This window comes from Haloferax sp. S2CR25 (assembly GCF_031624535.1).
Lineage (GTDB): Archaea > Halobacteriota > Halobacteria > Halobacteriales > Haloferacaceae > Haloferax > Haloferax massiliensis.
In genome coordinates, this window is the sequence record NZ_JAMQOO010000019.1 from 13,440 (window position 1) to 35,921 (window position 22,482).

The following is a 22,482-nucleotide window of genomic DNA, read 5'->3' on the forward strand; positions in this document are numbered from 1 at the left end:
TCTCGGGACTTACCGATAGGACTCGGGTGTCAAATCGAATTTCTGCTTGCAGTCGTCACTGCAGAAGTAGTAGGTTTTCCCACTGTATTCTACCGTTGCCGCTGCAGCATTTTTCTGGAGTGACATGCCACAGACCGGGTCGACGGCCTCGTTTTTGCTCATCGGGTAGATTTTCATTCTACAGAACGAACTCCGTTTCGGTCGATATGTCATTGGAACCGTTGGAACACGCAGTCAGACTGAATCGAGAGGCAAACCCGACGTACTCCCCAGTGATGTCCGAAGATCTCCGATAATCCCTATAGCTTCCCTCGACACGGGAATCACCTATCTATTATTGACATCCTCCTCCGGCTGCCCGGATCAGCACGCCGCTGCCGACTGGCGAGACTTTCTTCAGTCTCTTTCGAGGCTCTCTGACCGCCTGACAAACGTGTATAGTTAGGGAGCGAACGCCGGTTGATCGAGATTGCTTTACTCTCCCCGGTTGGTGATCGATCGAATCCCTTCCGAGCTTCGGCACCTACTGTAAAGGCGCGGGTATTCTCCTTGTTCTTTATAAGCATACGCCACCTTAGTAGAATACCAATGAGTGACCAGCCAGATACCCCTGGCGAACAGGGTGGCGAACAGCGTGGCGAACCTCCAGTCGTTGGGTCAGCCACGACCGGGTATAATCCTGATTTGACCGAGGTACTGTCGGTCACGCTCCCCATCGTCGATATCCACTGTGCGACGTGCGTCCAGACTATCGAGCGCGTGCTCCGATCCACAGAGGGGGTGCGGTCGGCACACGTCAACTATGCGTTGGGAGAGGCCCATGTTGTCTACGAGCCAGGGTTGATCTCGCTTCCAGCGGTTGTCGAGACGATTGAGAACGCCGGGTACAACGTAGGAACCGCCGACTTGCGAATTCTGGTTGAGCATACGTACCTCGAGTCTCACGTGAACTCGATCGAAAACAGGCTTCGTGAGACACCCGGTGTTGTCGAAGCGACGGTGAATCCAGGGACTGATACGGTTCTCGTCACGTATGTCCCCAGCGAGACAGACTTTCCCGCAATCAAAACAGCCATCGAATCTACCGGTTGCTCGGTTTCCGGTCGGGTAACGGGAGAGGAGGTGCTCGAAGACGGAACCGCGGAGACCGCAGACGTAGCTGTCACTGACCCTAATGAAGCGACTGTGGCCTCCGAGGACGACGGGGAGGCTGCTGCCGACGAGGAGACGGCTGCTCATCAACGGGAATACAAGCGCTTGATGAGGAAGTTCTGGTTTGCTGCCGCAATTTCTGTACCGACAATGCTGGTTGCTTACCCCGACATTGAGTGGCTCTACGCCCCCTATCTATTTGCTCCGGATATTTCCGAAGGAACAATCCAACTGCTGTTCATACTTTCTGGGGTAGTCACTTTCCCAGTGATGGCGTACTCGGGACGGCAGTTCTTCACTGGTGCGTGGGCGGCCTTCAAACACCATTCAGCAGACATGAATACGCTCATCGCGATGGGGACGAGCGCCGCTTGGATCTACTCGACTGTTGCGCTCCTTTTCCCAGGGTTGTTTCCCCCGGGGACCGCCGAACCCTTCTATGACGTGACGGCGGTCGTTACCGCGCTCGTCGTACTTGGGCAGGCGATCGAGGTGAAGGCCAAGGGACAGACCAGTCAGGCCATCCGGAAGTTGCTCGACCTTCAAGCGAAAACTGCTCGGGTAATTAGAGATGGGGAAGAAGTTGAAATTCCGGTCGAAGAGGTTGAGGTCGGTGACATCGTTGTCGTTCGGCCCGGCGAGAAGATCCCTGTCGATGGGGTGATCGTCGAAGGAACCTCAGCTATCGACGAGTCGATGGTCACCGGTGAGAGCCTCCCCGTTGACAAGGAGGTCGGCGACGAGGTCATCGGTGCGACGGTCAACACCACAGGCAGCTTCAGGTTCCGGGCCACGAAGGTCGGCAAGGACACAGCCCTTGCACAGATTGTCAAGCTGGTTCAGAATGCCATGGGGAGCAAAGCTCCGATCGCTCGTCTTGCCGACGTGGTATCCGGCTATTTCGTGCCCATTGTGATGATCATCGCCATCATTACGTTCCTCGCGTGGTTCAATTTCGGTCCCACCCCCGCGCTGGCGTTCGCGGTCGTCGCGGCTGTCACGGTCTTGATTATCGCCTGTCCCTGTGCGGTCGGCATGGCCGTGCCATTGAGTATGGTCGCAGGGCTCGGAAAGGCCGCCGAACAGGGCGTTCTGATTCGGAGCGGCGCAGCACTCCAGACCGTCTCGAAACTCGACGCGATCGTCCTCGATAAGACCGGCACCATCACCAAGGGGAAACCCGAATTGACAGACGTCATTTCGACGCCAGAGTTCGACGACGAAACCGTGTTGAAGATGGCGGCAAGTGCGGATATTCCGTCCGAGCATCCGCTCGCAGAGGCGATCGTGAACGGGGCGCGAGAACGCGGAACCGACCTCGTCGACCCAGCGACATTCAACGCGGTTCCCGGTCACGGGGTGGAAACCGACGTCGAAGGGATGCGAGTTCTCGTCGGCAACCGTAAGCTCATGACCCGAGATGCCCTCGACACAGTCACCGTCGACGAAGACGTGGAGCGTCTTCAGGGCGAGGGAAAGACCGCGATGTACGTCGCCATTGATGGCCAAGTTGCCGGAGTGGTGGCAGTTGCGGATACCGTCAAGGACGATTCGGTCGAGGCGATCGAGGTGATGCACGAAATGGGGCTCGAAGTCATCATGATCACCGGCGACAACGAGCGCACGGCCCAGGCGATCGCAAGCCAAGTCGGGATCGACCGGGTCTTGGCCGACGTGTTGCCCGAGGATAAGGCCGAGCAGGTCCGCCAGCTCAAGGCCGGTGGGCAGACCGTGGGTATGGTCGGTGATGGAATCAACGACGCCCCTGCACTGGCCGAAGCTGACGTGGGCTTTGCGATCGGGACGGGGACTGACGTCGCCATCGAAGCCGGTGATATCACGCTGATCAGCGGCAGCCTCAGAGGAGTCGCCTACGCGGTCGAGATCTCCAGGGTGACGATGCGCAACGCGAAGCAGAGCCTGTTCGGGGCCTTCGCCTACAATACACTTGGAATCCCCATTGCAGCCGGCGTTCTCTTCCCGTTCTTCGGGGTCTTGCTCTCGCCAATTCTCGCGGGGGCCGCCATGGCGGCATCGAGTGTGACCGTCGTCGCCAATGCCAACCGACTGCGCTTCTTCAAAGCCAAGAGTTTCGCTGACGCGGAAAAACCCACCGAACGGAGATCCCCGACAGCAGACGCGGCGGAGGTGTCAGCATGAGCCTCCTCGCCCTCCAAACTGGAATCGAGGTGCTTGGAATGGGCCCCGTACAGCTCATCGTTAACATTGTCGGAGTCGTCGGAATTGTCGGCATCGTATGGTACTTCTGGCTCTACGAGGAGAGCGGGCTCCAGATCACTGAGACTGGTGGCATACAGGAGGTGGCAATCACAGTCAAAGGGGGGTACGATCCAGACGTCATCGTCGTGAAGCGCGGCAAACCCGTGCAGCTTCACTTCACACGTCGCGAGTCGGCGCTGTGCAGTGAGATGGTGGTCTTCGATAAAATCGAGAGATCTGCCAAACTTCCAGAGGGAGAAACGGTAACGGTAGAGTTCACCCCAGATTCACCGGGTGAAATACCGTTCCAATGCCAGATGGGAATGCTGCGAGGGAAAGTAATAGTCGAATAAGCCTCCTTCCCATACGATTTTAAGTAAATCAGACAAACTGTCCAATACACGTTCTCCACTACACTATGTTCAAACAGTTTATGTCCCCGTTGGCGATAGACGTCCCCGTCTCAAACCCTGCAGCCTGGGGGCTGGCGCTGATCGTCATCGTCGGGGTTTCCTGGTTCTTCTACCGATATTTCGCTCCGGACAGCTGGCGAGAGTGGGTTGGCGCCGGGGTGGTACAGGCGTTCATCATCGCCCTGTACGCAGAGATGTACGGATTTCCGCTCACGATCTATCTATTGGTCCGATTTTTCGGTCTGGATCGCGAGTACGTCAGCACCAATCTCTGGTCGACACTAGTCGGATTCGGTGAGACGGGCATGCTCGTTTCAATGCTGCTCGGCTACGGGGTTGCGTTTGTCGGCATCGGCCTGTTTGCTCAAGGGTGGCGGCAGGTCTATCGAGCTCGGAAGGAAGATCGACTGGTCACAGACGGGCTCTACGGCTACGTACGGCATCCCCAATACACCGGCCTGTTCATCGCCCTGTTCGGCGAGGGAATCATCCATTGGCCGACAATATTTTCTGTTGGTCTGTACCCGCTCGTCGTCGTGGTCTTCACGTGGCTTGCACGCAAGGAAGAGCGCGACATGATCGATGAATTCGGTGAGGACTACCGGACGTATCGCACGCAAGTGCCGATGTTTATACCCCGATTGAGTCAATGGCGAGACCTCGTGACCGAATCTCGCACCCGCTCTGACGGTCGGGAAGACTCGTGAGGGTTGCAATCCGTCAATTGTCTCGGGGTCAAGTGGTTCCAGAGACCGTTGGTCTCTCATCATCACGGAAATCATGGACTTTCCGTTCGACCCCGAGACTTTCGCGTGGACTCCTATTCTAACCGCTGAGAGCGGTAGACGAGTACTCACCCTTCACGTTCAGCATCCCGCGATTTTCCAGTATTGATCCCTGCTCGAACGCAACAGGGTGACAATCGAGAACGTCAGTCCGAGCCGTGGCTCAGACGGAGGGACCGCAGGAACAGCACGAACAGAACCGCAACGACCGCAAATCCGACGACACCGTAGAGACGGTCGACAGTGGTCAACATCGCAGCACCAATCATCCCAGACCCGACCAGCACCGCGTAGGCAAGCGGCCGTCCAACCGCCCGAACGTACATCTTGGCATCCGCCTCTCGACGACGGGCTTCGAACTCACCTCGAATTGCCATATCGAGCACCTGTTCGAACTTCACCGGCGTCCGAACGAGCGCACGAAGTGAGGCCTCCGTCTCCTCCCGCACATCCGCGAACAACATTCGTGCGCCCCGTTCCATGAACCCGTGTTCGACGAGGAACTCTCGGGCAGCCTCGATAAAATCGAACTCGGGGTCAAGCTGACGGAGCACGCCTTCGCTGACGGTCCCCACCCGAATGACCAACATCACGTCCGGTGGGATGCGGAACGGAACGTCGCGCAGTCGCGTGAGGACTTCGTTGAGTATGATACGCCAGTTCGAGACGCCCTGGCCTTCAAGGTCCTCGATGATTAGATTCAGGACGCTGATCATGGCGGCTCTGTCGACAGTCGGATCGAGGGCACCGAGGTCGATGAGTAGCTCCATAATCGTATCGACGTCCCGTCTGACGACGGCGAGATAGAGGTCGATGACGGTGTCCTGCATTTCCGGGGTGAACCGTCCGGACATGCCGAAGTCGTAGAAGACGATCTGTCCGTCCTCGTTCACGGCGAGGTTTCCGGGATGCGGGTCGCCGTGGAAGACGCCGTGTTCGAGTCCCATCGCGAAGTACGCGTTCGCGACGTTGTAAGCGATTTCCGTGGGGTCGAATCCGGCCCGTTCCAGTTCGTCGACGTCGGTGATCTTGATGCCGTCGACCCGCTCCATCGTGAGGACCCGTTCGGAGGAGAGCTCCGTGTACACGCGTGGTATCTTCACCGTGGAATCGTCGGCGAAGTTGGTTCGAATCTCTTCCATCATCCGGGCCTCGCGCTCAAAGTCCAGTTCCTCCTGAATGATGCGCTCGAAGTCGTCGGCCATGTTCCGGAGCGAGAAGTGATACTGCTCCGGGGCGAACACGATCGCGACCGGCAACAGTCGGCGGAGTACTCGAAGGTCGGTTTCGATGAGGTCCTTGATGTCCGGGCGCCGAACCTTCACGACGACATTCTCGCCCTCGTACGTAGCCTCGTACACCTGCGCGAGCGACCCCCCGGCCATGGGTTCGGGTTCGAACTCGTCGTAGGAGTGATAGCCGATGTCCTCTGCAACCGTCGGTATCATCTCGCGGTACGGTCCCGCTGGTACGGCGTCCTGAAGCGTCGCAAACTCCTCGGCGTAGACCGCCGGGACGATGTCGGGTCGCGTCGAGAGTACCTGCCCGACCTTGATGAACGTCGGCCCGAGGTCGAGCATGGCGTCTCGTATTCGCCGAGCACGGTCCTGATGGCGTTCTCGGGGGACCGACCGGGGACGTCCAACGACGAGGAATCGATGCCGGTCGCGAAGGAAGGCGATGGTAAACGGAAGCAGTCGGATGACGATTCGGATGAAGCGAAGAGAGAGATGAACCATACCAGTCTCGTCTCTATGCTCGCGCACCGTCCACAAATAAATGAACGTACTGATGGCGGCACTGGCGGCGGTTGCTGAGCCTCTGATCGGGGACAACGACCGAAGTTATTTCAGATCGCTGGTGGATATATCGCCATCGAGGAAACCACGTATGGCTATCGACCCAGTATGCGGAATGGACGTTTTACCTGCCGAAGCGAAAGCGACAGTATCCCACGACGGAATCACCTACTACTTCTGTAGCGAGGAGTGCAAACAGCGATTCAAGTCGAACCCGGAACCGTACCTCTAACAGTAGGTAATACGATGTCTGTATTCATTGACCTCCTCCTCCGCGTGAACGCGGAGGAATCCCACCACGAGATTTCAGGCCGAGTGTAGCGGCCTGTTGGTTTCAAGACGCATACGTTCCAAGCGTCACCTGCTGGTTTTCAGCATCGGCTTGGCTGTCTTGTGGCCCGGTCAAAGAGGCCCCATCCGTAGCCGAGTCATCGTCACCGGCCTTCTGCCGGGAAGTCCGGTCGCTTTGGTGGTGACTCTCTCCACTACGGTAGCGGTCTGCAATGTTTATCGCCCCGTTCACGTCGGCTTGATATTCACCGACCCAACAGCCGTCGTTCGAGCATCTGAACGTCGCCTGCCGTGGCCGGTATCCATGTTCACCGCAGGCGTGGCACGCCTTCGACGTGTTCCGGGGATTCACCGTCTCGACGGGAATCCCCTTCTCGGCGGCTTTGTACCGAATCTGTGCGTGGAGCTTCGCAAAGCCCCATCCGTGCAACCGTCGGTTCATGTACGCGCCGTAGTCCATATTCTCGCGGATGTACGTCAGGTCTTCCAGCACCACCACTGGATTCTCGACGGACTCGGCGTACTCAACGACCTCGCGGGTCACGCGGTGGAACCTATCGTCAATCTGGTCCCACAGCGCGTCACCATAGGACGCTGCGATTCGCTCACTGCCACGCTTCTGAAGGCGTCTTGTGACGGTGAAGTAGGTTTTGCGGAGCCGACGAACGGCCTTGCCGTCGTCGGCCCACAGTCGGGGGCGAACAGGAGAACCAGAGTCGTCGCGGTGACACACCGTGACGAGACTTGCTTCTCCGATGTCCACGCCTATCGGCGTCCGCTCGTCGGCGGACGCTGCAGATTGGTCCTCCACGTCGCGGGTAGCGGTGATGTGGAGATACCACGTTCCGTCCCGCTCGAACAGCCGACTTTCACCCATTTCGGCGTCGTCTGCGTACACCGCTTCGAGCCAATCCCGCTGTTCGGGATTGGCGCGTGCCGGAATCCAAAGGTGGTAATCCTCGTGGTGCGGGATTTTGACGTACCACTCGATAACTTTCTGTGGCTGGTGGTCGAGTTGCAGTCCCTCGTTGGTGAACCGCACCGGGTGGTCGTCGTGAAGCTCGGTGGCGTCGTAGCTGTTCCCACAAAGTTGTGGGACGTACTTCTTGAGGGCGTTTTTCGCGTAGCCGCTCAGGTCGTACTCGACAACCACGTCGTTGGCCGCTGACTGTGTGTCACAGCCAGCTGCGAAGGCGGCTTGAACTGCCTGCTGGTAAGCGTCCTGTGTCTCACGAAGCTTCTGTCGCTTGTGGACGTTCGGGTCCACAAGCTTCAGTTCAAGCGTTTTCGTGAGTTCGGTCACGCTTCGGCCTCCTTGTGTCGGTTGATGTAGTTCTCGACAGTTTCGCTGGAGACGTGCCCGGCTGTTCCGGCGTAGTAGCCGCGTGCCCACCGGATTTTCTCGCCGTCGTGGTCGGCGTGGCGGTGATTGTACTTCCGTGAGGAAATGCCCTTGAACCAGTTGGCGAGCAGTGATGGGCTGTGTTTGGGCGGGCTACTGACGAACAGGTGAACGTGGTCGGGCTGAACAGTCAGGTTTTGAATGTCCAAGCCCTTCTCGTCGGCAATTTCGTGGAGGATGGATTCCACACAGTCTGCAACCTCCTCCGTCAGTACCGCGTTGCGGTACTTCGGGAGCCACACTATGTGGTAGTTGAGGTTGTAGGTTGCGTGCCGTGTGGTCTTCATCCGTGCTACACACTATGATCATGTCACGGCAAATATCTTGCGGAAACGGTGGGAAATCCAGCCCTGCAATAGAACGGTGGACTGTCACACTATGCTGTCCGCTCAACCCCCGCCTGTTCGCTCCTCGGTTCCGACAGAGCGTCGGAACACTCGTCACTCACGGGAAGGCGGGGGTATGCGCTCGTATCTCTATCATGGATTGAAACGATCCCGATTTTGAGACGTCTATCTGTAAGTAGTAACGTATCTAGAACTGCTCTCAGTCCCGGCCAAATGGATCCCTCACTACCCTGGATCAGATTAGATGAACGGTGGCGTCCTTCCGGTCGAGAATCTGTTTCTGGACCAATCGATCAATACCTGCAGTAACCTCACCGCCATTATCCCCCGAGAGTGACCGTACAGTGGAAAGTACCCGTTCCTGAATTGCATCGATACCGTTGACCCCATCATCGACAGAGCCCAGAACAAAATACTCGATCTCGAACTCCGTTGCGAACTCCGACACACGCGTCGTGAACGTCCGTGGCAGACCAGAAAGCGAGCTTACGGCCATCTCGATAGCGAACAGCGGATGCGACCGATCCCGAATCTGCCTTGCCTCAGTTTCCCCCGTGTTGAACGGTCGTTGCTCTGCGATCTCGTCGAGGATGACGTCATACTCCAGACCGCGCTGTGCGTACTTCCGCATATCCTCAATGTCACGCCGTCTCCCACTCCCGAGGTCACCTCCAGAGACCGCCTTCAACAAAAACATATCCTCGTCAGATAAGACGAACGCAGTGACGTAATCTCCGGACCAGAACTCCGCTGCCCGTTTGCGCATCCGTCCAGTAATCCACACTTTTCCGACGACTTGCCGGTCAAAGATGTCGATTCGAAACCCTCGACGGGACTGTCGAAGCTCGATCGTTTTCCCGACGCCATCGAACGGTTCTGTAGGTTCGCCGGTAATCTTGAAACCCTGTTCCTGGAGCGACTGACAGACGTGCTCGAACTCGGTAATCACACCTAGTGCGAGGTCAATATCTTCGGTTTGGTCCTTCAGCCCACGAATCGTCATCGCAGACCCACCAAGGAGATAGACTGCAACCGATTCCGAGAGCCAACTGTCGAACTCTTCGAGGAACTCCTTGATCGCATCGCCGCCACTGAATACAGTCATGTGCTCACGTATTGTGCTTTCAGCGCCGAGTATTCTTGCTCACTTGGGAGTCGGACAGCACTCTCTGCTGTGGATTCGAAGTCTCCATCGATTGCCCGATACATCTCGGAAATCTCTGCCTCCAGACCGTACCAGCCAGAGGTACTAGTGAGCGATTCTTCACCGATCTCTGCCGTCTCGATCAAGAGCATAGCGTAACTCATCCGGCGAGAATCACTCTCAAGTACGAGCGTGTGGCAGACCACCTCCGAAGGCGTCAACTCCTCAGTGGGAGCGTACCAGAAGGCGGGCTCACCCGAGAGGAAGAATTGGAGTCCAAACTCCCGGAACTTCGCCAGTCCCGTCAACTGCCACTCGTCAGTTGACTGGAGAACATCTGTATCTTCAGGCTCGTGTACGCGGATGAGCGCCCGTTTGGGGTCGCACCAGGCAACCGTCGCGCTTGGTGCGAGACTTCGAACACGCTCCCGATGCTCGTGCGCAACAACAGTGTGAACAAATTCCAGTAACGGATGCATATCGTCGGCAAGAGCGTACTCCGGTCCAGCAGGGGACAACATGGCCCGGTCTTTTAATGGTGACAACGCACCGTGGACCCCCTGACGAGAGATGTTCAACCGTGCAGCAATCGCTGAGACGCGACGGGGCTCGTCGAGATACCAACAGACACGAACAGTGGCCGGTGAGAGCAGGTCTGACCACTCCACATGTCCGAGTTTCGACGTGAGGTGGCGATATGCTTCAACGACTGGATGGTCAGTCACACGGACGCGACGCTGGTTATGGTGGCCCCGAGATTCAGTGAGCAAGCCTGTCGTGAACAGGTCGTCAAGCACTCGGTAGATGTGTGTCCGAGAATGTTCGGTTTCTGCTACAAGGTCATCGAGGGTTGCTTCACGACCGGAGCTGAGAACATCTAACACAGCGAGACCAGCCTTCGTGAGCATCGTTGTAGAGTATATTGTTTGATCATATAAAAGTGTTCCCACATTTTTGTTTACGCCTGTGATGAGCTCATCACCAGATAAATAGATGCCGTGGCTAGGCAATGTACGATGAAGTCGTGTCCGCAGCCACCGAACCGGTCCTGCCGAGAATAACCAAGCCGTAGTGCCGTCTCGGTGCGACTACGACTCGGTGAGCAGGCGGCGAAGCACGAGGTGTAGAATCCCGCCGTTCTCGACGTACCGGACGGCCGCTGGCGTGCCGACTTGTGCGGTCACGGGGAATTCGACGGTCGAGCCATCGGTTCGCTCGGCGACGACGGTGAGGTCGTCGTTCACGGCGAGGCCGTCGTCGAGGCCTCGGATGGCGACGTGCTCGGAGCCGTCGAGGTCGAGCGAGTCCCAGGAATCCCCGTCCGCGAACTGGAGCGGGAGGACGCCCATCCCGACGAGGTTGTCGCGGAAGATGCGCTCGTAGCTCTCCGCGATGGTCGCACGAACGCCCAGCAGATCGGTGCCTTTCGCGGCCCAGTCACGGCTCGATCCGGTGCCGAGTTCCTCGCCTGCGAACACGACCAGCGGCGTGTCGTCCTCGCGGTAGCGTCGACTAGCTTCGAAGACGGTCGTCTGTTCGCGCGTGGGCTGATGGATTGTGTAACCGCCCTCGACATCGTCGAGCATCTCGTTCTCGATCCGGACGTTGGCGAACGTGCCGCGCATCATCACCTCGTGGTTCCCCCGGCGGGCCCCGTACGTGTTGAACTCGTGAGGTTCGACGCCCTGGTCGACGAGCCACTGGCCAGCAGGTTGCTCGCGACTGAACGGCCCGGCCGGGCTGATGTGGTCGGTCGTGACGGTGTCTCCCAGCAACATCAGCGTGCGGGCGTCCTCGATGTCGGCGACGCCCGGTTCTTCGAGCGGGAAATCCCTGAAGAACGGCGGTTCTCTGATATAGGTCGAGTCGTCGTCCCACTCGTAGACGTCGCCGGTCGGCGCGTCGAGGGTCTCCCAGCGTTCGTCGCCCGCGAACACCTCGGCGTACTTCTCCTCGAACATCGAGGAATCGACGCTGTCGTGGACTGTCGCGTGAATCTCGTCGGCACTCGGCCAGAGGTCCGCGAGGTAGACCGACTCGCCGTCGACATCGGTGCCGAGCGGGTCCGTTTCGAGGTCGATGTCCATGCGACCGGCGAGCCCGTAGGCGACAACGAGCGGTGGGCTGGCGAGGTAGTTCGCGCGGATCTTCGGGTGGATGCGCGCCTCGAAGTTCCGGTTGCCAGAGAGGACGCTCGTCGTCCAGAGGTCGTGGTCGTCGATGGCGCGTTCGATCGGTTCGGGGAGCGGTCCCGCGTTCCCGATGCAGGTCGTACAGCCGTAGCCGACGACGTTGTACCCGAGGTCCTCCAAGTAGGGGAGCAACTCCGATGCCTCCAAGTACTCGGTGACGACGCGACTGCCGGGCGCGAGGCTGGTCTTGACGTACGCCGGAACGTCGAGCCCACGTTCGACAGCATTGCGGGCGAGTAGTCCCGCTGCGAGCATCACGGACGGATTCGACGTGTTCGTACAGCTCGTGATGGCGCTGACGACGACGCTTCCGTGACCGATCTCGGTTGACTCGCCGTCGATGTCGACCTCAACACGTTCGGTCAGATCGCCCATCTCCGGCTTCGGGAGATCAGCGTCGGGTCGGTCGTCTTCGGCGCTGCTCTCGCCCAGCCAGCGCGTGAGCGCGTCCTCGTCTATCTCGTCGAGTTCGTCTTCGAACTCACCGTGGACCAATCCTCGGAAGTGCGTCTTCATGTCGCCCATCGGGACGCGATCTTGGGGGCGTTTCGGCCCGGCGAGGCTCGGTGTGACGTCGCCGAGGTCGAATTCGACCGTCTCAGTGTACTCGGGTTCCTGTTCGCCGAACAGCCCCTGTGCGTCGAGGTACTCGCGGACGAGTTCGATGTGGTCCTCGCTCCGCCCCGTGAGTTCGAGGTAGTCGAGCGTGGCCTCGTCGACGGGGAACATGCTGATGGTCGACCCCTGCTCGGGGGCCATGTTGGCGATGGTCGCTCGGTCCGGGACGGTGAGATTCGCCACGCCGGGGCCGAAGAACTCGACGAACCGGTCGACGACACCGACCTCCCGAAGCTGCTCGGTGACATGGAGCACCAGATCGGTGGCCGTCGCCCCTTCGGGGAGTTCGCCGGTGAGACGGACGCCGACGACCTCGGGGAGCTTCATCGTGATAGGCTGGCCGAGCATCGCGGCCTCGGCCTCGATGCCGCCGACGCCCCAGCCGACGACGCCGATGCCGCCGATCATCGGCGTGTGGCTGTCCGTGCCGACGAGCGTGTCGGGGAGGAGCCAGTTCTCGCCGTCGCGCTCGCGAGCGTGGACGACCTGCCCCAGGTATTCGAGGTTCACCTGGTGGACGATGCCGGTGCCCGGCGGAACAACGCGAAAATCGTCGAACGCCTGCTGGGCCCACTTGAGCGCGCGATAACGCTCGCCGTTTCGCTCGTACTCCAGTTCGACGTTCCGTTCGTAGGCGTCTTCGGACCCGAAGAAGTCGACCTGCACGCTGTGGTCGATGACGAGGTCGCATGGGACCTCCGGTTCGACGATGGCGGGGTCCTTCCCGTTGCGCGCGGCGGCCGACCGAAGCGCCGCGAGGTCGACGACGGCAGGAACCCCGGTGAGATCCTGTAAGACGACCCGGGAGGGCGTGAACGGGAGTTCGACGCCCGGCACGTCAGGCCGCCACGACGCGACGTTCCGAACGTCCTCGGCGGTGATGGTGTCACCGTCGACGTTCCGGAGGACGGATTCGAGGAGGACGCGGATGCTGACGGGCAGGCGGCCCAGTTCGCAGAGCCCCTGCTCTTCGAGGACAGTGAGATCCGCCATCTTGTAGGAGGTGCCGTCGAATTCGATCTCGCGGATCGCATCGAACGGGTTGGCTTCGACCATGTATCACGATACAGCGAACTGACCCTTGAATGATTCCACTGTAATCCAGAAGTCTCACGGGGAGTCCCATTCCGAACACGACGTACACGTGAAGAGCGAGAATTGTGAGTGGGATTAATGCATGCTCTCGCCGTAGTCACAGCAGAGTATGTCGACCGATCCAGTCTGCGGCATGGAAGTGAGTACAGCAGATGCCGAAGCACGTGTCGAGCACGAGGGGACGACCTATTACTTCTGCTCGGACGACTGCAAGGCGCTCTTCGAGGAAGACCCGGAGAAACAGCTTCAGACGCCACACCCTCATCTCAGTGAGGTACAGGGCACGACCGTTCCGCGACTTCCGTATGGCCGGGCGAAGGGCGAGTTCGATCTTTCGATCCAAACACCCGGCTCGCTAGGAATCGGTGACCGGGTAACGTTCACGAAGACCCTCACGGAAGACGACGTACGTAAGTTCGCCGAGGCGACGAGTGATACCAACGCACTCCACCTCAACGACGCGTTCGCCGAGAAGACGCGATTTGGCCGCCGGATCGCACACGGGACGCTCGTTTCCGGAATGATCAGTGCCGCCCTCGCGTGTTTCCCGGGGTTGACGATCTACATCTCGCAGAACCTCGAATTCAAACGCCCGGTCGACATCGGTGCTACGCTGACAGCTACCTGTGAGATTATCGAGGACCTGGAAGACGACAAGTACCGGATAACGACCCGGATCGAGAACGAGGACGACGAGATCGTCATCCACGGGACGGCGACCGTCCTGATCGATGAACTCCCTGAGTGACGAGTACACACGGTATCCCGCCACAATACGCGAACCATGAATCCGTTCACCTTCCCCTTAGATCTGCAACGACGTACCATCAAACACACCGCTGAGTTCGTCAAGAAAGCCACAGTCGCACCCCAACGCGCCAAACGAATGGCTGAGGTCGAAGTCGGACAAACCCCGAGTGAGGTCGTGTACACCACCCCTCAGTTCGAGCTGCTACACTACGAGCCGCTCACGGACGAGCAACACAACGTGCCGATACTGGTCGTCTACGCGCTGATCAATCGGTCCTATATCCTCGACTTACAGCCAGACAAGAGCGTCGTCCGACGATTGCTCGAAAACGGGTTCGACGTCTATCTGATCGACTGGAACGAACCTTCGAGACTGGATGCGAGTCTCTCGCTCGGCGACTACGTCAACCGATACATCGACACCTGCGTGGATGCCATTCGCGAGCGAGATGGACTCGATGACGTCAACATCCTCGGCTACTGCATGGGTGGAACAATGAGCACTATGTACGCTGCACTCCACCCGGAGAAAGTCCGCAATCTCGGACTGATGGCTACAGGGCTTTGCTTCGATGACACGGGAGGAATCCTCGAACAGTGGGGCAGCAGCGAACAGTATGACCCGGCGACGGTGACGGAGACGTTCGGAAACGTCCCCGCCGAATTCCTCGCAGTCGGCTTCGCGCAGATGGATCCCGTCGACAACTACGTCACAAAGTACGTCCGACTCTACGACAACCTCGAGGACGAAGCCCAAGTCGAGTTTTTCGCCCGAATGGAGCGGTGGGTCCGCGATGGGGTAGACGTCGCCGGGGAAGCGTACCGCCAGTTCATCGAGGACATCTATCAGGAGAACAAACTCTATCGGAACGACCTCTACCTCGATGGGCATCACGTCGACATCGAGAACCTCACGATGCCGGTGTTACAGATCGTCGGCTCGTTCGATCACCTCATCCCGCCCGAAGCGAGCAAACCATTCTCCGATGTGATTCCGAGTGACGACACGGACGTTTTCGAGTTCCCCACTGGGCACGTTGGGATGGCCGTCTCGGGGAAAGCACACGCGGACCTGTGGCCTCGAGTTGCAACTTGGTTCGCAGACCGATCACGATCACAGCAGACAGAGAAACAGCGAACTCGGGCAGAACCCGGTACGGATGGAGGGCTCTCTAAGCGAGTGGATGCGGTACAAGACCTCAACGGGATCGGACCGGCGTATGCAGACCGATTGCGTGAGGCTGGAATAGAGACGGTAGAGCAGCTGATAGCCGCAAACCCATCGAAGCTCGCGGCACAGCTCGACATCCCGGAACAACGGCTTACTTCGTGGGTCGAGCAGGCGAAGCGACACCGTGACGAGCAGTGACCTCAGAGGGTGGTTTCGATCCTCGGTCGAGGTGGATTAGAATTCGATTGCTCCGATCATTGGTTCACCAACACATTTTGGACAGGTGTCAGTTTCGTATTCATCCATGCAATGTTGATGGCAACGAATGCCACAGCTCGTGCATACGAAGCTGTCGTCATCTCTCGCACATGGTGTCTCGCAGATGTAGCACTGGAGCATTACCTATGACTGAGGGAATCAACTGGCATAAGCTCTAGTGTCAATCCGCACTCGCAACGGCTCTCTGGTTATAAAGAACAAGGAGAATACCCGCGCCTTTAGGCGCGAGATGAATCCGACAACTCGGACACAGTCCACCGTCGATAGCAAGACCGGATATTCCACGTTCTTAAACTGAAATTTTAAAAGAGAAGCGAGTATAAGTGATTATACAGGCGTTCGGAATGCTGGAAGTCCACCGCACTCACCGAGCGAAAATCCTCAACCACAGCCAAGTGACTGAGATGCTCGACCGGCACGGGTGGAGTGCCAGCAAGCTCTGGAACGTCGCTAACTACCACTCCCGAGATGTCTGGGAGGAGACGGGCGAGATTCCCGACCACGGCGACCTCAAACACGCGTTGAAAGGTCACTCAAAGTACAAGGGATTGCACAGTCAGTCCAGTCAGCGTGTTCTGGAGGAACTCGCTGAAGCCTTCAACTCGTGGTACGAAAAGAGGAAGTCCGATAACCGGGCGAATCCGCCCGGCTACCGCAAGAAAAACTACTACGACGACCAAGGCCGTCGCGTCCACGAAGAACACCCGCGTAGCACGGTGACGTGGAAGCAAAACGGCATCAAACACGACACCAAGAACAACCGGGTTCGCCTCTCAAGGGGCGCGAACCACAAGGAACACCCGAAAGCGTGGGAATACATGCTTGTTGAGTACGAGACTCGGCCCGGCGTCACTGTCGAGAACCTGCAACAAGTCAGAGCCGTCTACGACACGGCGAAGAGGCGGTGGGAACTCCACCTCGTCTGCAAAGACGAGATCGAGACGCCCACTGCACCTGGCAACGAGACCGCGGGTATCGACCTCGGCATCTGCAACTTCGCGGCTGTCGCGTACAGCACCGAGGACGCCGACTTGTATCCCGGCAACCGCTTGAAACAGGACGGGTACTACTTCCCGAACGAAATCGCCACGTGCGACGACTCGGGCGGTGAACAAGCCACTCGATTGCACCACAAGTGGTCGGAACGCCGCACCCACTTCTTCCACTCCTTGGCGAAACATATCGTTGAACGGTGTGTCGAGAAGGAGGTTGGCCAAATCAACGTCGGGAAGCTCGCTGGTGTCCGTGAGACTGAGAATGGTGAGTCGAAAAACTGGGGCAAGCACGGCAATCTCGACTTGCACGGGTGGGCGTTCGATAGGTTCTCGAACATCCTCGAATACAAGGCGAAGGTTGAGGGCATCGAAGTCGTAGAGGTGTCCGAGCGCGACACGAGCAAGACGTGTTGCGTCTGCGGTAGGAAAGACGACAGTCAGCGTGTTGAACGTGGATTGTACGTGTGTGAAGACCACGATGATGCGTTCAACGCTGACGTGAATGGAGCGGAGAACATCCGCCTCGACATCAACAATAGCGAAAGTAACTCCGAGTCTTCGGCCAGTTTGGACGGAGATAGGTGTACCGGCTGGTTGGCACAGCCAGCAGTCTACCTTCACGACTTGTCCAGCGGATTCCAACCGCAGGAACAAGTGGTAGACTGCAAACCCTAATATCCCAACTGTGGTCGGGATTCCTCCGCGTTCACGCGGAGGAGGATGTCAATCAGAACTCGAACTTGTCTTTTACGAAGGACAGGTGAAATATCCACGACTTCAGGCGGGGGAGAATATCAATTGATTGCCAGTACGAGGACGACGCCGGCCGCGAGCGACAGCAGCGGATCCCCGGTCTTGCGGGCGACGACGGTGGCGGCCGCCGCAACCCACTCGGGAACAGCCTGTCGACGAGCGTAGGGGCGGCGATCTCGACGACGACCGCCTTAAGAAGAGCGACGAGATCCGCCTCGAAGAGTTCGATCCGGCCGGCCAACCGGAGGCTACTGGCCTTGGTGGCGTACGTCATGACCACTATCCGAGGACGAGTGTGACAACCACTCAGATCGCCGCGTCGATGGTTTCTCGTAGCTCTGCCCAGACTTCCTCGGGTGTTCCGTCACCGTCGATTTCTTCGAGCACGCCCGCCTCGCGGTAGTATTCGACCATCGGCTCGGTGCTCTCGTGATAGACCCGAATCCGCTCTTTGACTGTATCCTCGGTGTCGTCCTCGCGCTGGATTAACTCGCCGCCACACTCGTCGCAGACTCCTTCTTCCTTGGGAGGATTGAACTCGACGTGATAGTTCGCGCCACACTCTTTACAGACTCGCCGCCCGGTTAGGCGCTTGATGATTTCCGATTCGCTCACCGCAAGCAGACAGACCACGTCAAGGGCGGTGATGTCCGCGAGATACTTGGCCTGTTCAGTGTTGCGTGGATACCCATCGAGCACGTAGCCCTCACCGCCCGAGAGCGCCTCGGCAACGATTTCGTTCACCACGGGGTCGGGGACGAGTTCGCCCGCCTCCATGAACTCACGGGGCGTGCCGTACTCGGTCTCCATGTCCTTGTTCGCCCGGAGCGCGTCGCCCGTCGTGATGTGTGGCACGTCGTATTCTTCGGCGACGTTCACGCTTTGGGTTCCCTTGCCCGCACCCGGTGGCCCGAACAACAACACGTTCGGTTGGCTCTCGCTCATACCGGTTCATCGAAGCGTGGCCTCAAAGAGCTTGCAGGTATCGCCGTTGTTTGCCTGTTGACATCCTCCCCACCCTGCTCGCGCCAAAGGCGTTCGCTGAGGAGGGTTTTGCACCTGTTTTTCGGATAATGGACGGCCTCATCGCCAGTACGCTCGCCACTTGATTTTCCAGAAATCAGAAAATCAACTCAGTCAGAGGTACTTCACCTGTGCAGTAGCGCGGAGACCCTCTTCTCAACCGCGAGCGAGCAATGTGTGCGAGCGGTAGGGGAAGACGAGAATATCAATACTCCGACAACAGTTCCTCACTATCTACTGTCAGTCGCAAATCGACCGCGTGGACGCCATCCGGCGACACGACGAGTGGATTGATATCGAGTTCAGTGATGGCCGGGAAATCAGTGACCAACTGGGAGACGCGCTGGATCGTCTCGATAATCGCATCGAGATCCGCAGGCGTTCGTCCGCGAGCGCCCCGAAGCATGGGGGCTGCCTGGATTTCCGCAGTCATATCGCGGGCTTCGCGATTACTCACCGGCGCAACACGGAACGACGTGTCCTCGAAGATCTGGACGAAGATCCCGCCCAACCCGAACATCACGAGATGACCGAACTGCGCGTCGCGCTTCGCACCCACGATCGTCTCCGTGCTCTCGTCCGGGTCGACGAGTTCTTCGACTCGTACGCCGATGACGGTCGCGTCGGGTTCGTGATCGGTCGCCCGTTCGTGGATCGACTGGTAGGTATCCTGAACCTCTTCGATTGGCACACCCACCTCAACGCCACCCATATCCGATTTGTGGATGATGTCGGGACTAACGATCTTCATGACGACCGGGCCATCGATCTCCGCTGCAATCGCCTCGGCATCCGCGGCACTCTCGGCGAGACCGCCTGCTGGAGTCGGAATACCGTACGCATCAAGTAGACCCATCGCTTCGACCCCGAGGTACTCGACGTTGCGGTCGACTGCTTCCGCCAGTATCCAACTAGCCCGCTCGTGATCGACATCGAATTCCGCCGGGGATTCGTACGCTCGTTCCGTCACGTCCCGATACTCGGCGAGTGCCGCGAGGCCCGGCACCGCTCGGGCTGGATCGAAATAGTTGGGGATGCCGTATGCCTCCAGTATGTCGGCTGCATGGTTCGCTTCTTCTCCGCCCATCAAACAGGCCACGACCGGTTTCTCGTGCCGTTTCTGGAGATCACCGAGAACGTCGGCCAGTTCCTCGAAGTCAAAGAGGGCCGTCGGGACGGAGAGGACGACCGCACCACCCACAGTATCGGCACCGAGGACGATATCGAGCGTTTGTCGAAAGCGGTCTAAATCTGCATCGCCAATAATATCGAGCGGATTCTTCACGTCGGCCTCCTCCGGGAGCAGTTTCGCGAGGTTGGCGCTCACCTCGTCTCCGAAGTCGGCAATCGTCAGTCGGGACTCACCGATAGCGTCGGCCGTCAGCACGCCCGGTCCCCCACCGTTTGTGATGATCGCCACCTCGTCGTGGTCCAAGAGAGGTTGTCCGGCAAGCACCTGTCCGAAATCGAACACTTCTTGGATGTTCATCGCACGGAGGGTCCCTGCCTGATGGAGTCCAGCGGTGTAGGCTTCGTCACTTCCCGCGATCGATCCGGTGTGCGAAGCCGCGGCCTCGGCGCCCGCCTCTGTCCGGCCAGATTTGATGACCACAATCGGTGTGTGTTTCGTCACCTCGCGGGCCGTTTCGATGAATCGCTGGCCATCGTCGACGTCCTCGAGATACGCCAGAATGACGTCGGTGTCCGGATCGTCGCCCCACTCGGCGATGAAGTCGACCTCGTCGAGGACGGCCTCGTTGCCGAGCGAGACGACGTGCCTGAATCCGACACCATGCTGGGCCGCCCAGCCTAGCACCGCCGCGATGAACGCGCCCGACTGGCTCATCAGCGAGATGTTCCCCGCTGGGGGACGCCCCTGGGCGAACGTCACGTTCAATCCGCTGACTGTGCAGATGAGACCGACACAGTTGGGGCCGACCAGATTGAGATCGTACTCCTCAGCGACCTCGATCAGTTCCTGTTCTCGCTGTCGGCCTCGGTCTCCGGATTCGCTGAATCCTGCCGTGATGACGACGACGTTCTTGAGATCGGCGTCCGCAATCTGACGGACGACGTCGACCACCCCTGAAGCCGGCACCGCGACGACGGCCAGATCATTCGAGGATGTATCTGGAACGGCATCGATCCCCGGGTAGCACTGCTCGCCCAGTACCGTCTCGCGGTTGGGGTTGACGGGGAGTATCTCTCCTTCGAACGTCGACAGATTCTCCAGCAGCGCTCGGCCGACCGATCCTTCTCGGTCAGTCGCACCGATGACTACGACGCGTTCCGGGGCGAAGAGTCCTGATAGATCGGTCATCGTCATCACACCCCCACCGGACGGAACGTGATGAGTGCCAGGCCGTCATTGAGTGTCTCCGTGCCGAGGGCGACCTCGTCACCGATGGCGATATCGTCGGCCGTCGCGTCCCGGAGCTGTCCGGTAAGGGTGACCTCGTCGTCCAGCTCAGCGAGGACGACAGTGTACGGGGCCTCCCCGTGGAACTTTGGAATCGTGACCGAGATCTCGGTGAACGACACGATCTCTCCACGGTTAGAGAGCGGTTCTCGGGTTAACTCGGTCGAGCCACAACTGGGACAGAGCTGACGGGGTGGGAGCGTCGCATCTCCGCACGCTTCACATGAGAGATACCGTTGTTCGCCCGACGCAATCGTCTCCGTGAAGGTATCAAACCACGCGGGCATGCTCACGCACCCCCGAGAATCGTCACCGTCGTGCTCGCACCGCTGCCACCGACGTTGTGCGCGAGTGCGACCTCGGCGTCGGCGGCCTGGTTCGGATGCCGTCCTTCGAGTTGTTTCGTCAGTTCGACTATCTGGCCGACGCCGGTCACCCCGACTGGATGGCCCTTTCCGAGAAGGCCACCCGACGTGTTGACCGGGAGAGAGCCGTCCAGTGCGGTTTCACCCTCGACCGCGCCGCGTACTCCCTCGCCCGGCTCGTAGAAGCCGAGCGCCTCGAGTGCCAAGATCTCCGCGATGGTGAAACAGTCGTGGACTTCAGCTACGTCGATATCGTCGGGCGTAATACCTGCGTCTTCGTACGCCGCCTCGGCGGCACGCTCGGCCGCTGGCGTCTTGGTGATTGCTGAGCGGTCCTGCAGTGCGACGGCGTCGCTCGACTGGCCAGTCCCAAGAACTGTGACTGACGTGTCGAGGCCCTGCTTCGCTGCAAACTCGTCGCTAACCACGATGGCAACACTGGCCCCATCAGAGACCGGACACGCGTCGTAGAGGGTGAGTGGCGTCGCAATTGGTTTCGACTCCACTACCTCTTCGACGGAAAGCTTCTTCTGAAACTGTGCGAGAGGGTTATCGACCGCGTTGGCGTGGTTCTTGACCGAAACGGCGGCCATCTCCTCGCGTGTCGCGTCGAATTCGTGCATGTAGCGCCGGGCCATGAGCGCGTAGATGCCAGGGAACGTTAGCCCCTGTTCGTTCTCGTAGATATCGTCGGCCGCGTTGGCGAGAGCGTCGGTCACGTGCTCGATGTCTGCGACGGACATGAGTTCGACCCCACCCGCGAGCACCGCGTCGGCCGCCCCCGACTCGATAGCTAGTATTGCCTGACGGATGGTCGCTCCGCCGGAAGCACAGGCGCTCTCGATACGAACCGACGCCGCCTCGCGAGCCCCGATGTGGTCCGCCAGGAGTGCTCCCATGTGTCCCTGGTCTTCGATGAGATCGCCCATGAAATTCCCTACGTAGACCGCATCGAGGTCATTGGGCCCGATGCTAGTATCGTTGAATGCCTTGAGGGCTGCTTCACCGAACAGTTCGCGCGACGAAGACTCCGAGTGTGTGTCGTATTTCGTACTCGCTGCGCTCGCAATTGTCGCTCCCATATCGTGCCCCACTACCACGACATACCGATTAATACTACCGCCAGTTCTTGACGAACAGGACGCTCTTGTGAAGCAGGTTGTTGGTCAAGGAAAGCTGGCGCTGTGAAAGCGTAGCGGGCAAGGGTGACGCGAACGCGTCACCCGATATGTTCCCATTTGAACTGCTAAACTCGGAGGCGAGCGCCGC

19 protein-coding genes are annotated in these 22,482 nt (G+C 59.0%); 7 read left to right on the forward strand and 12 right to left on the reverse strand.

What is annotated here, in order from left to right:
* Nucleotides 1-9: 9 nt before the first annotated feature.
* Nucleotides 10-213, reverse strand: coding sequence for a YHS domain-containing protein (locus tag NDI65_RS21520; RefSeq protein ID WP_310894350.1), 204 nt, complete (start codon nucleotides 211-213; stop codon nucleotides 10-12).
* 375 nt (nucleotides 214-588) lie between these two features.
* Between NDI65_RS21520 and NDI65_RS21525 the strand changes: the two genes are divergently transcribed.
* The 3 genes from NDI65_RS21525 (at nucleotide 589) to NDI65_RS21535 (ending at nucleotide 4,492) form a co-directional block, all read left to right on the forward strand.
* Entirely contained in the window at nucleotides 589-3,312 is a 2,724-nt protein-coding gene (locus NDI65_RS21525; protein ID WP_310894351.1) for a heavy metal translocating P-type ATPase, read from the forward strand.
* Nucleotides 3,309-3,725: a cupredoxin domain-containing protein gene (locus tag NDI65_RS21530; protein ID WP_310894352.1), complete on the forward strand. Its 417-nt coding sequence runs from the start codon at nucleotides 3,309-3,311 to the stop codon at nucleotides 3,723-3,725. Before NDI65_RS21525 ends, NDI65_RS21530 begins: the two co-directional genes overlap by 4 nt.
* Before the next feature lie 65 nt (nucleotides 3,726-3,790).
* The gene (locus NDI65_RS21535; protein ID WP_310894353.1) at nucleotides 3,791-4,492 is read left to right on the forward strand and encodes an isoprenylcysteine carboxylmethyltransferase family protein; all 702 of its coding nucleotides are present in this window, start codon (nucleotides 3,791-3,793) and stop codon (nucleotides 4,490-4,492) included.
* Between the two features lie 224 nt (nucleotides 4,493-4,716).
* Here NDI65_RS21535 and NDI65_RS21540 read toward each other — a convergent pair whose 3' ends face one another.
* Nucleotides 4,717-6,309 carry an AarF/ABC1/UbiB kinase family protein gene (locus tag NDI65_RS21540; protein WP_310894354.1) on the reverse strand — a complete coding sequence of 531 codons (1,593 nt, stop codon included), beginning with the start codon at nucleotides 6,307-6,309 and terminating at the stop codon, nucleotides 4,717-4,719.
* Between the two features lie 151 nt (nucleotides 6,310-6,460).
* Here NDI65_RS21540 and NDI65_RS21545 point away from each other — a divergent pair, with 151 nt between their 5' ends.
* The gene (locus NDI65_RS21545) at nucleotides 6,461-6,601 is read left to right on the forward strand and encodes a YHS domain-containing protein (RefSeq protein WP_310894355.1); all 141 of its coding nucleotides are present in this window, start codon (nucleotides 6,461-6,463) and stop codon (nucleotides 6,599-6,601) included.
* Between the two features lie 102 nt (nucleotides 6,602-6,703).
* Here the strand turns inward: NDI65_RS21545 and NDI65_RS21550 are convergent, their stop codons facing one another.
* From NDI65_RS21550 to acnA, 5 genes are all read right to left on the reverse strand, one after another.
* Nucleotides 6,704-7,963 (reverse strand): transposase, encoded by a 1,260-nt coding sequence (locus NDI65_RS21550; RefSeq protein ID WP_310894356.1) that lies wholly within the window; start codon nucleotides 7,961-7,963, stop codon nucleotides 6,704-6,706.
* On the reverse strand, nucleotides 7,960-8,349 hold the full coding sequence (gene tnpA / locus NDI65_RS21555) for an IS200/IS605 family transposase (protein WP_310894357.1): 390 nt from the start codon (nucleotides 8,347-8,349) through the stop codon (nucleotides 7,960-7,962). The genes NDI65_RS21550 and tnpA overlap by 4 nt, the downstream gene beginning before the upstream one ends.
* 295 nt (nucleotides 8,350-8,644) lie before the next feature.
* Nucleotides 8,645-9,514 (reverse strand): hypothetical protein, encoded by an 870-nt coding sequence (locus NDI65_RS21560; RefSeq protein WP_310894358.1) that lies wholly within the window; start codon nucleotides 9,512-9,514, stop codon nucleotides 8,645-8,647.
* Nucleotides 9,511-10,461, reverse strand: coding sequence for a MarR family transcriptional regulator (locus NDI65_RS21565; protein WP_310894359.1), 951 nt, complete (start codon nucleotides 10,459-10,461; stop codon nucleotides 9,511-9,513). Before NDI65_RS21565 ends, NDI65_RS21560 begins: the two co-directional genes overlap by 4 nt.
* Before the next feature lie 180 nt (nucleotides 10,462-10,641).
* Entirely contained in the window at nucleotides 10,642-13,419 is a 2,778-nt protein-coding gene (gene acnA, locus NDI65_RS21570; RefSeq protein ID WP_310894360.1) for an aconitate hydratase AcnA, read from the reverse strand.
* A 148-nt stretch (nucleotides 13,420-13,567) separates the two neighbouring features.
* Here acnA and NDI65_RS21575 point away from each other — a divergent pair, with 148 nt between their 5' ends.
* The 3 genes from NDI65_RS21575 (at nucleotide 13,568) to NDI65_RS21585 (ending at nucleotide 17,328) form a co-directional block, all read left to right on the forward strand.
* Nucleotides 13,568-14,206 (forward strand): MaoC/PaaZ C-terminal domain-containing protein, encoded by a 639-nt coding sequence (locus NDI65_RS21575; RefSeq protein WP_310894361.1) that lies wholly within the window; start codon nucleotides 13,568-13,570, stop codon nucleotides 14,204-14,206.
* Between the two features lie 36 nt (nucleotides 14,207-14,242).
* Nucleotides 14,243-15,577: a class III poly(R)-hydroxyalkanoic acid synthase subunit PhaC gene (gene phaC / locus NDI65_RS21580; RefSeq protein WP_310894362.1), complete on the forward strand. Its 1,335-nt coding sequence runs from the start codon at nucleotides 14,243-14,245 to the stop codon at nucleotides 15,575-15,577.
* Nucleotides 15,578-16,002: 425 nt separating this feature from the next.
* On the forward strand, nucleotides 16,003-17,328 hold the full coding sequence (locus NDI65_RS21585; RefSeq protein ID WP_310894366.1) for a transposase: 1,326 nt from the start codon (nucleotides 16,003-16,005) through the stop codon (nucleotides 17,326-17,328).
* Nucleotides 17,329-17,380: 52 nt separating this feature from the next.
* Here the strand turns inward: NDI65_RS21585 and NDI65_RS21590 are convergent, their stop codons facing one another.
* From NDI65_RS21590 to NDI65_RS21610, 5 genes are all read right to left on the reverse strand, one after another.
* Nucleotides 17,381-17,680 (reverse strand): hypothetical protein, encoded by a 300-nt coding sequence (locus NDI65_RS21590; protein WP_310894363.1) that lies wholly within the window; start codon nucleotides 17,678-17,680, stop codon nucleotides 17,381-17,383.
* 32 nt (nucleotides 17,681-17,712) lie between these two features.
* Nucleotides 17,713-18,351, reverse strand: a complete 639-nt coding sequence (locus tag NDI65_RS21595; protein ID WP_310894364.1) for an adenylate kinase — start codon at nucleotides 18,349-18,351, stop codon at nucleotides 17,713-17,715.
* Nucleotides 18,352-18,634: 283 nt separating this feature from the next.
* Entirely contained in the window at nucleotides 18,635-20,749 is a 2,115-nt protein-coding gene (locus NDI65_RS21600; protein ID WP_310894367.1) for an acetate--CoA ligase family protein, read from the reverse strand.
* Between the two features lie 5 nt (nucleotides 20,750-20,754).
* Nucleotides 20,755-21,135 (reverse strand): OB-fold domain-containing protein, encoded by a 381-nt coding sequence (locus NDI65_RS21605; protein WP_236044901.1) that lies wholly within the window; start codon nucleotides 21,133-21,135, stop codon nucleotides 20,755-20,757.
* A 2-nt stretch (nucleotides 21,136-21,137) separates the two neighbouring features.
* The gene (locus tag NDI65_RS21610) at nucleotides 21,138-22,295 is read right to left on the reverse strand and encodes a thiolase domain-containing protein (protein ID WP_310894365.1); all 1,158 of its coding nucleotides are present in this window, start codon (nucleotides 22,293-22,295) and stop codon (nucleotides 21,138-21,140) included.
* Between the last annotated feature and the right edge of the window lie 187 nt (nucleotides 22,296-22,482).

Bases quoted from the DNA above. Each gene is read 5' to 3' on its own strand.
- NDI65_RS21520 (WP_310894350.1), bottom strand. From the start codon at position 213: ATGACATATCGACCGAAACGGAGTTCGTTCTGTAGAATGAAAATCTAC.
- NDI65_RS21525 (WP_310894351.1), top strand. From the start codon at position 589: ATGAGTGACCAGCCAGATACCCCTGGCGAACAGGGTGGCGAACAGCGT.
- NDI65_RS21530 (WP_310894352.1), top strand. From the start codon at position 3,309: ATGAGCCTCCTCGCCCTCCAAACTGGAATCGAGGTGCTTGGAATGGGC.
- NDI65_RS21535 (WP_310894353.1), top strand. From the start codon at position 3,791: ATGTTCAAACAGTTTATGTCCCCGTTGGCGATAGACGTCCCCGTCTCA.
- NDI65_RS21540 (WP_310894354.1), bottom strand. From the start codon at position 6,309: ATGGTTCATCTCTCTCTTCGCTTCATCCGAATCGTCATCCGACTGCTT.
- NDI65_RS21545 (WP_310894355.1), top strand. From the start codon at position 6,461: ATGGCTATCGACCCAGTATGCGGAATGGACGTTTTACCTGCCGAAGCG.
- tnpA (WP_310894357.1), bottom strand. From the start codon at position 8,349: ATGAAGACCACACGGCACGCAACCTACAACCTCAACTACCACATAGTG.
- NDI65_RS21560 (WP_310894358.1), bottom strand. From the start codon at position 9,514: ATGACTGTATTCAGTGGCGGCGATGCGATCAAGGAGTTCCTCGAAGAG.
- NDI65_RS21565 (WP_310894359.1), bottom strand. From the start codon at position 10,461: ATGCTCACGAAGGCTGGTCTCGCTGTGTTAGATGTTCTCAGCTCCGGT.
- acnA (WP_310894360.1), bottom strand. From the start codon at position 13,419: ATGGTCGAAGCCAACCCGTTCGATGCGATCCGCGAGATCGAATTCGAC.
- NDI65_RS21575 (WP_310894361.1), top strand. From the start codon at position 13,568: ATGTCGACCGATCCAGTCTGCGGCATGGAAGTGAGTACAGCAGATGCC.
- phaC (WP_310894362.1), top strand. From the start codon at position 14,243: ATGAATCCGTTCACCTTCCCCTTAGATCTGCAACGACGTACCATCAAA.
- NDI65_RS21585 (WP_310894366.1), top strand. From the start codon at position 16,003: ATGCTGGAAGTCCACCGCACTCACCGAGCGAAAATCCTCAACCACAGC.
- NDI65_RS21590 (WP_310894363.1), bottom strand. From the start codon at position 17,680: ATGACGTACGCCACCAAGGCCAGTAGCCTCCGGTTGGCCGGCCGGATC.
- NDI65_RS21595 (WP_310894364.1), bottom strand. From the start codon at position 18,351: ATGAGCGAGAGCCAACCGAACGTGTTGTTGTTCGGGCCACCGGGTGCG.
- NDI65_RS21600 (WP_310894367.1), bottom strand. From the start codon at position 20,749: ATGACCGATCTATCAGGACTCTTCGCCCCGGAACGCGTCGTAGTCATC.
- NDI65_RS21605 (WP_236044901.1), bottom strand. From the start codon at position 21,135: ATGCCCGCGTGGTTTGATACCTTCACGGAGACGATTGCGTCGGGCGAA.
- NDI65_RS21610 (WP_310894365.1), bottom strand. From the start codon at position 22,295: ATGGGAGCGACAATTGCGAGCGCAGCGAGTACGAAATACGACACACAC.